Raw genomic sequence first — 6,449 nt, 5'->3', positions numbered from 1 at the left:
TAATATTCTTCCCTTTTAGTGCCCTGATAATGCCTAGCGCATCTTTCCCTTCTGTGTTGTCAAGCAATTGCCATTTGTAGCTTTCCTCGTAGCCATAAAAGGGCTTACGTTTGCGAAGCTCCTCGATAAGGTGCTCCATCAGCAAGTCTCTAAGTGCTTCTGTCAGTTCGGTGCGCAGTAACCAAAGAAACTCTTTCTTGGTTTGCCAGCCCTTTTCCATCGCGATGGGCCAGAATGTTTCGCTGCCTTTAATCCCAATTACACGAAATCTGTTTAGTCGTTTTTGCACCCATTGCGAGAAACCTTTTACGTTGCCGTTATAATAATTCAGGCTTTTCCCATACTTTTGTGCCACTGATGTGCATGAGCCTTTTTGATTTGGTTCACGTAAAAAGCAGAATAAGGCCTCGTGATACTTCCTTGCTTCGGGTTGTTTTAATAGATCGAGCCATTCAGAGGCAGACACGCCGATGTCTCCACAACTGTATTCGCCGTTGGTGTTTACGGTTTCGCGTAATGTGTTAAGTTCCATACTCTGCGATATAAAATAGGTTCATTTTATAAAGGCGATATCTGTTGTACAGGTTTGTCGTTCTTTTTTATCGCCTAGTTTTTTAGTATATGTTTGCTAAATGTCGCCCACAAAATTAGCGTTATTACCACAATTTGCTTGCCAAAAACGCTAAAAAGTGTGGCGTTGGGCATTAAAAATGCGTGTTGTTTGCCATGCTTACGCCGAAAATGGCTATTTTTGCAGTAACGATAATAACGACAAACCAAATTTAAGATATGGCAAAAGTGTATCAATTTATGGCCGACGGATTTGAAGACATCGAGGCGTTGGCTCCCGTAGACATTCTGAGAAGAGGCGGATTGGACGTGAAAACCGTGAGTATTATGGGGCGCGAGCTGGTGGAATCGACCAATGGCGTGTGCGTTAAGGCCGACATGCTGTTCGAAAACGCCAACTTCAACGATGCCGACCTCTTGCTCTTGCCTGGCGGACTGCCAGGTTCAACCCATCTAAAAGAACATAAAGGACTAGCAGAAGTACTTCGCCGTCAGGTTGAAACGGGCCGAAAGATTGGCGCTATCTGTGCTGCACCTATGGTTTTAGGTACGTTGGGCTTGCTGCAAGGCAAGCGCGCCACTTGCTATCCAGGCGTAGAACACACCTTGCATGGGGCAGAATATACGGCCGAGTTGGTGACAGTTGACGGCAATATCATAACGGGCGAAGGTCCTGCCGCCGCTCTTCCTTACGCTTACACGCTGCTTGCGCTGTTGGTTGACCGCGATAAGGCCGACGAAATAGAAGTGGCCATGCGTTACAAACACCTTATGGCCGAACGCCTTTAACCGCTGTACGCGATGAATTATGTAATCATCGTCGCTGGCGGAAAGGGCCTGCGCATGGGTGCCGACGTGCCTAAGCAGTTTCTGCTGCTTGGCGGAAAGCCCGTGTTGATGCGCACAATGGAGTGCTTTTTCAACTTCGATGCGCAGCTGCAAATGGTATTGGTGTTGCCACGCGACCAGCAAACATATTGGCGCGAGTTATGCCGAACGCACAACTTTAACTTGCCTTACCTCTTGGCCGACGGCGGAACAACGCGTTTCGAGTCGGTTCGTAATGGCTTGGCACTCATCCCCAACGATGCCCAGGGCGTGGTGGCGGTGCACGATGGCGTGCGCCCGATGGTGTCGGCAGAAGTTGTTGAGCGTTGTTTCGGCGTGGCACAACAAGCCAAAGCCGTGATACCCGTAATGCCCGTGGTAGAAACATTGCGCCAGGTGATGCCCGATGGCACTAGCCAAACCGTGAACCGCGATGCCTATCGACTGGTGCAGACACCGCAAACATTCGACTTGCAATTGCTTAAACGCGCCTACCAACAACCCTATCAGTCGGACTTTACCGACGACGCATCGGTGGTTGAGGCACTCGGCATGCAGATAACAATGGTTGAGGGCAACAAGGAGAACATCAAGATAACCACGCCCTTCGACCTCGATGTGTGCGAACGTCTGTTGGCTCTCTCCTCTCAGCATCGCGAAAAATAGGCAGGCGCGTACGTTAACGCCCTTGCCCAGCTTCTTGCCACAACAACCGTAGCCCCACAATGCACTCTATTCTAGACCAAGACATCATGTATCTGGCGGGCGTTGGTCCGCGAAAGAAAGAGATTTTGAGTAAAGAACTCAACATCAACACCTTTGGCGACCTACTTGAATACTATCCCTACAAATACGTTGACCGAACACAAATCTACCGAATTGCCCAATTGCAGGGCGATATGCCTTACGTGCAGGTGAAGGGACACATACTGAGCTTTGAGGAGTTTGACATGGGACCGCGCAAGAAACGCATCGTGGCCCACTTCACCGATGGGTGGAACGTGGCCGACTTGGTTTGGTTTCAAGGGGCAAAATATGTGCTAAGCACCTACAAAGTGGGGGTAGAATACATCGTGTTTGGTAAGCCTAGCGTGTACGGAGGACGTTATCAGTTTGCCCATCCCGATATAGACGAGGCCACTGAACTAAAACTTGCCGAGATGGGTATGCAGCCACACTACGGCACAACCGAACGAATGAAGAAGGCAGGCATAACATCGCGTGCGATGGAAAGGCTCACCAAGGGCTTACTCGAACAGATGCAAGCACCGCTGACCGAGACGCTTCCGCCTTTCATCACTAATGCCCTGCACCTTGTTTCGCGCGACCAAGCCATGCGCGGCGTGCATTATCCCCATAACACCGATGAGTTGCAGCGCGCCCAAATGCGCTTAAAGTTTGAAGAGTTGTTTTATGTTCAGCTCAACATCTTGCGCTATGCCAACTTCCATCGGCGCAAATATCGTGGCTACAATTTCTCTAAGATTGGCCAATTCTTCAACAGCTTTTACCACAACAACCTGCCTTTCGAGCTTACGGGCGCACAAAAACGCGTGATGCACGAGATACGTAAGGACATGGATAGCGGCCGACAGATGAACCGCTTGTTACAAGGCGACGTGGGTTCGGGTAAAACCCTCGTGGCGTTAATGTCCATGCTCATTGCCGTAGACAATGGTTTTCAGGCGTGCATCATGGCTCCCACCGAAATATTAGCCGAACAACACCTCGCCACCGTGCAGCAAATGTTGCAGGGAACGGGCGTAACGGCAGAGCTGCTAACGGGCATCGTTAAGGGCAAACGCCGTGCCGACGTGCTGCAAAGGCTTGCATCGGGACAGCTACACATACTGGTTGGCACCCATGCCTTGCTAGAAGACACTGTGCAATTCGCTCATTTGGGGCTCGCCGTGGTAGACGAACAGCACCGTTTTGGCGTGAAACAACGCGCCAAGCTATGGGGCAAGAGCGATAATCCACCGCATGTGTTGGTGATGACGGCGACACCCATACCGCGAACGTTGGCCATGACCATCTACGGCGACTTGGATGTGAGCGTGATAGACGAACTTCCGCCTGGACGAAAGCCCATACAAACGCTGCATAAGTACGATAATCAAACCACGAGTCTATATGCCGGCATACGTCAGCAGGTGGGTTTGGGGCGTCAAGTGTACATTGTTTATCCGCTAATAAAGGAGAGCGAGAAGACCGACTTAAAGAATTTGGAGGAAGGCTACGAGGCGTTGACCGACATTTTTCCAGAGTATAAGATGAGCAAGATACATGGAAAGATGAAGTCGAAGGAGAAAGAGGCAGAGATGGCGCGCTTTGCCAGTGGCGAAACGCAGATATTAGTGGCCACAACGGTTATCGAAGTGGGTGTGAATGTGCCCAACGCATCGGTGATGGTGATACTTGATGCGCAACGGTTTGGCTTGTCGCAATTGCACCAATTGCGAGGTAGGGTGGGGCGCGGCGCCGACCAAAGCTATTGCATACTTGTTACCAATCGCGCCCTTTCTGCCGAAACGCGCAAGCGTATCGACATTATGTGCGAAACCAACGATGGCTTTCGTATTGCCGAGGCCGACTTAAAATTGCGCGGTCCAGGCGACCTTGAAGGCACACAACAGAGCGGCATGGCTTTCGACCTTAAAATTGCGAACATCGCTCGCGATGGCGCATTGGTGCAATTGGCTCGCGATGAGGCTCAAAAAATCGTCGAACGCGACCCCGATTGCAACCTTCCCGAACATGCCATGCTATGGAATAGACTGAAAGAATTGCGCAAAACAAATATTGATTGGGCGGCGATAAGCTAACTGCGCCCTATAAGAGGGTATCGCCGCGAGGGTTTTACGCCATGCCATACATCTTTGTTGCATGGCTGTTGGCGTTTGTGTTACCTGTTCACACTTTGGGCTTTATTGGTTTCTGAGCCAGAACATATACAATCTCAGTTTAGGTATGTGTGTAGAAATCATCTTGACTTTTAACCCCAATCGGACGTTAGTGTTTGCTCAGATTTTGTGTATTGGTGAGCATATTGACTGTCTTATCCTTGAAGATATAGCGGGCTACGCCGAGAGAATAAGACAGACAAGATGCCGACAAGCAAACGAGAAATTAACAAGAAACGATGCAAACAACTTAAAATAGTTGATAAGCGGTCTAAACAACCGATTGGTGGGCGATATTTCTATAACTTGAAAGGAGTTTAATATCTTTGTGCAGTAAAACCAAGATAAACACACTTCTCACGTACGAAGTGCTGGATAAAACTACGATAATAACTGGTGTAGTACCTCTTTTGTCTGTGTCAAAACGTGGTTAGGCCTCGAAAAAGAAATCTGTTGAAGGGCTTTTAGTGTATTCTCTACAAGTTGAAAGCATCTTTTCTTGTGGCACATAATGAGGAAAAAGTCAAGATGACTTCTTTATCCGAAATCGGCCATTACGAATTTTCAAAAGCAAAGTGTTAGGGAACTCTTCCTCTGATATTTGAAATACAACCTGCGATTTAATTGTTTACGCGTGTTTAGTGTTTTCTTAGGCAAAATGAAAGCACATTTTTCTAGCAACCGATTTAGGTTTATGTTCCTTATGTTCTTATGTCAAAAATGGACGTATTTATGCCAACACACGAAGAGATGAACAATGTCGGGCTTGCTCGAACATTGTCATGGCGAGAAAACGCACTTTTAGAAAAACGAGAAAAGAACGATTATAGCTAAACAGAATTGCTTTTGGAAAATTGTTGTTAGCAACTAGCAAGATGCGTATAGCATGGCATCTGCATACCTTACGCAGGGGCAAAGGAACACTTTGGTTTGCTTACGGTGTATCTATGGCCTTCTGAATCCAATTCTGTTTGACTATAACTTGTTCACAAGTTCACTTGCCCTCTTGTTAACTTGTCAACTCGTCAACTTGATTTCTTGTCAACTTTTCGGTAGGAAATTTAACATTATGAGTGCCCTTTTTGTCCACCAGTCTCCCTCCTGGCCGCAAAAAATCGATTCTCGCGAAGGTTTGTTTCGATGCTAAAAGGGGGTAATTCTAAATATGGGTAAAATGAATTTTTATTTAAAAACACCGCCATTAACGCCCGTTTTCGGGCTATTTTCAGCAAATTGCAGTGCGTTTTGGTGCTAAACGCGGTGCAATATGCTGCTAAACGCAGTGCGTTTTGGTGCTAAACGCGAGGTAAAATGGTGCAAAATGTAGTGAAAAATGCTGCTAAATGCGAAACGGCGTGCATAAACATCCGCTGAAATGGTATAAATAAAACCCTTTCGAACTATGTTTTTAATGGCTCGAAGGGGCAAAATAGTCGTTAAAAAGTGGTTTTTTAGGTGCAAAAAGCGAGTTTTTGGGCAACAATAATAATGAGTTGGCAACCAATCTAGAAAGGCTAAATGGTGCAAAATGCAGGTTTTGTTCTTAAAAACAGACAAAACAAAAGATGTGAAAGGTCAGGAATATTGGTCTTTTACCTACTTTTGGGCTTGTATTTTCTCTAGAACGGCATGAAAATTAGAGCGAGTTTGTAAAAATAAAATAACAATTTAAGCTTTTGAGCTGATGAGTTTATTAGTTGATGAGTTTATTAGTTTGTGTGTTGATGAGTGCGTGAGCTAGTGAACAGACGAGGTGATGAGTTTCTAAGTCGTGAGTTGTTGGGTTGTGAGTTTATAGTTTGGTGAGTTGATGCGTTTGGGAGGTGTTGGGCTTTCGTGAGTTTATAAGCCGGTGAGTTGATTGAACCTGCACCTCGCACATGAAGAGAAGTGTTTATTTTGTGTTGGCATCACAAAAACAACAAGCTCCTCCCACGTTGTTGAAAGATTAAAAGCTCAAAACGGCATTATAGCTTTACAAACTCCTAAATCCACAAACTTGTAAACGCACAGACTCACAAACTCATCAACTCACAAACTTGCCTGCTTATATATTAATAAGGAGTACATCCCTATTATGTTATCAATGTGTAAAGAAACTCAAAAACTTGCATTATGGTTCGATATTTTTCTTAAAAAGGCTTGCAC

3 protein-coding genes and 1 pseudogene are annotated in these 6,449 nt (G+C 46.4%); 3 read left to right on the top strand and 1 reads right to left on the bottom strand.

Annotation, left to right across the window (positions count from 1 at the left end):
• Positions 1-532: pseudogene (locus HMPREF0670_RS16725) on the bottom strand (restriction endonuclease); the annotation flags it as partial.
• 257 nt (positions 533-789) lie between these two features.
• Here HMPREF0670_RS16725 and HMPREF0670_RS09530 point away from each other — a divergent pair.
• The 3 genes from HMPREF0670_RS09530 to recG are packed head-to-tail and all read left to right on the top strand — an operon-like array spanning position 790 to position 4,223.
• Positions 790-1,359, top strand: a complete 570-nt coding sequence (locus HMPREF0670_RS09530) for a DJ-1 family glyoxalase III (RefSeq protein ID WP_009230949.1) — start codon at positions 790-792, stop codon at positions 1,357-1,359.
• A gap of 12 nt (positions 1,360-1,371) precedes the next feature.
• A complete protein-coding gene (locus HMPREF0670_RS09525; protein ID WP_009230948.1) occupies positions 1,372-2,064 on the top strand; it encodes a 2-C-methyl-D-erythritol 4-phosphate cytidylyltransferase in 693 nt (230 codons plus the stop codon).
• A gap of 59 nt (positions 2,065-2,123) precedes the next feature.
• The gene (gene recG / locus HMPREF0670_RS09520; RefSeq protein ID WP_009230947.1) at positions 2,124-4,223 is read left to right on the top strand and encodes an ATP-dependent DNA helicase RecG; all 2,100 of its coding nucleotides are present in this window, start codon (positions 2,124-2,126) and stop codon (positions 4,221-4,223) included.
• Positions 4,224-6,449: the final 2,226 nt, after the last annotated feature.

Source organism: Prevotella sp. oral taxon 317 str. F0108 (assembly GCF_000162415.1).
GTDB classification, from domain to species: Bacteria; Bacteroidota; Bacteroidia; order Bacteroidales; family Bacteroidaceae; genus Prevotella; species Prevotella conceptionensis.
This window is presented reverse-complemented; position numbering and strand designations above follow the sequence as displayed.

What these genes read in the sequence shown, in the direction of transcription:
- HMPREF0670_RS09530 (WP_009230949.1), top strand. Translation starts at nt 790, where the DNA reads ATGGCAAAAGTGTATCAATTTATGGCCGACGGATTTGAAGACATCGAG.
- HMPREF0670_RS09525 (WP_009230948.1), top strand. Translation starts at nt 1,372, where the DNA reads ATGAATTATGTAATCATCGTCGCTGGCGGAAAGGGCCTGCGCATGGGT.
- recG (WP_009230947.1), top strand. Translation starts at nt 2,124, where the DNA reads ATGCACTCTATTCTAGACCAAGACATCATGTATCTGGCGGGCGTTGGT.